Origin of the sequence: Bacillus cereus group sp. BfR-BA-01524, assembly GCF_022662595.1 — a bacterium.
Taxonomy (GTDB): domain Bacteria; phylum Bacillota; class Bacilli; order Bacillales; family Bacillaceae_G; genus Bacillus_A; species Bacillus_A thuringiensis_S.
On sequence record NZ_JAKUDW010000240.1, the window covers coordinates 1 to 1,087 of the forward strand.

Genomic DNA, 1,087 nt, shown 5'->3' on the forward strand with positions numbered 1-1,087 from the left:
CTTTAAGTGAGGGGTACAGATGAACAAATTTATACGTGAACTAAAAACAGAAGAACTAACAGAGCATGTTGGAGGAATTGATCCTAAAAATGAAACAGTAATCCATGATGGCGGAGGAGTAGGACCTAATTGTAAGGTGTTATTTGTAGCATGTCGAGCCAAGGATTGGGGATCATGTCAATTATGGTATGATTTTTGTAGATATTAATTTATATATTTAGCAAGTTAACAAAGGAGGAATACAAGTGAACAAATTTATACGTGAACTAAAAACAGAAGAGCTAACAAAGCATGTTGGAGGAATTGATCCTAAAAATGAAACAGTAATCCATGATGGTGGAGGAGCAGGACCTAATTGTAAGGCGCTATTACTTGGATGTCAATTCAAGGATTGGACATCATGTAAATTGTGGAATCAGTTTTGTTCTTATTAAATTATGTATTTAGCAAGTAAAAATAGAAGGAATACAGATGAATAATTTTATGCGCGAATTAAAAGCAGAAGAATTAACAAAGCATGTTGGAGGAATTAATCCTAAAAATGAAACAGTAATCCATGATGGTGGAGGAGCAGGACCCGATTGTAAGATGTTATTACTAGGATGTCAAATGAAGTATATATCTCAATGTAATTTATGGACTCAGTTTTGTAGAAGTTAATTTATGTATTTAGCAAATTAACAAAGGAGGAATACAAGTGAACAAATTTATACGTGAACTAAAAACAGAAGAGCTAACAAAGCATGTTGGAGGAATTGATCCTAAAAATGAAACAGTAATCCACGATGGCGGAGGAGCAGGTCCAAATTGTAGAAGGTTAGCTCAGTCATGTATTTTGAAAAATTTAAAATCATGTGGCTTGTTCGATCAGTTTTGTTAATGTATTTTTAAAAATAAATATTTTCAGGAGGATTTTAAATGAATAAATTTATACGTGAATTAAAAGCAGAAGAATTAATAAAGCATGTTGGAGGGGTTGATTCTAAAAATGAAACAGTAATCCATGATGGTGGAGGAGCGGGACCGAATTGTAAAAGTTTGCTGAATCAATGTATATTAAAAAATTTAAAATCGTGTGGCTTGTTTG

Annotated in this window: 4 protein-coding genes; all 4 read left to right on the forward strand. The window is 32.8% G+C overall.

What is annotated here, in order from left to right:
• Positions 1 to 19: 19 nt before the first annotated feature.
• Genes MR170_RS30670 through MR170_RS30685 form a run of 4 tightly spaced genes read left to right on the forward strand, consistent with a single transcriptional unit; the run spans position 20 to position 880 of the window.
• Positions 20 to 208 carry a hypothetical protein gene (locus tag MR170_RS30670; protein ID WP_087952090.1) on the forward strand — a complete coding sequence of 63 codons (189 nt, stop codon included), beginning with the start codon at positions 20 to 22 and terminating at the stop codon, positions 206 to 208.
• Positions 209 to 245: 37 nt separating this feature from the next.
• Complete coding sequence (locus MR170_RS30675) at positions 246 to 434, forward strand: hypothetical protein (RefSeq protein ID WP_087952091.1); 189 nt, start codon at positions 246 to 248, stop codon at positions 432 to 434.
• Between the two features lie 37 nt (positions 435 to 471).
• On the forward strand, positions 472 to 660 hold the full coding sequence (locus MR170_RS30680) for a hypothetical protein (protein WP_242310645.1): 189 nt from the start codon (positions 472 to 474) through the stop codon (positions 658 to 660).
• A 37-nt stretch (positions 661 to 697) separates the two neighbouring features.
• A complete protein-coding gene (locus MR170_RS30685) occupies positions 698 to 880 on the forward strand; it encodes a hypothetical protein (RefSeq protein ID WP_087952093.1) in 183 nt (60 codons plus the stop codon).
• The last annotated feature ends 207 nt before the right edge of the window (positions 881 to 1,087 follow it).

What these genes read in the sequence shown, in the direction of transcription:
- MR170_RS30670 (WP_087952090.1), top strand. Translation starts at nt 20, where the DNA reads ATGAACAAATTTATACGTGAACTAAAAACAGAAGAACTAACAGAGCAT.
- MR170_RS30680 (WP_242310645.1), top strand. Translation starts at nt 472, where the DNA reads ATGAATAATTTTATGCGCGAATTAAAAGCAGAAGAATTAACAAAGCAT.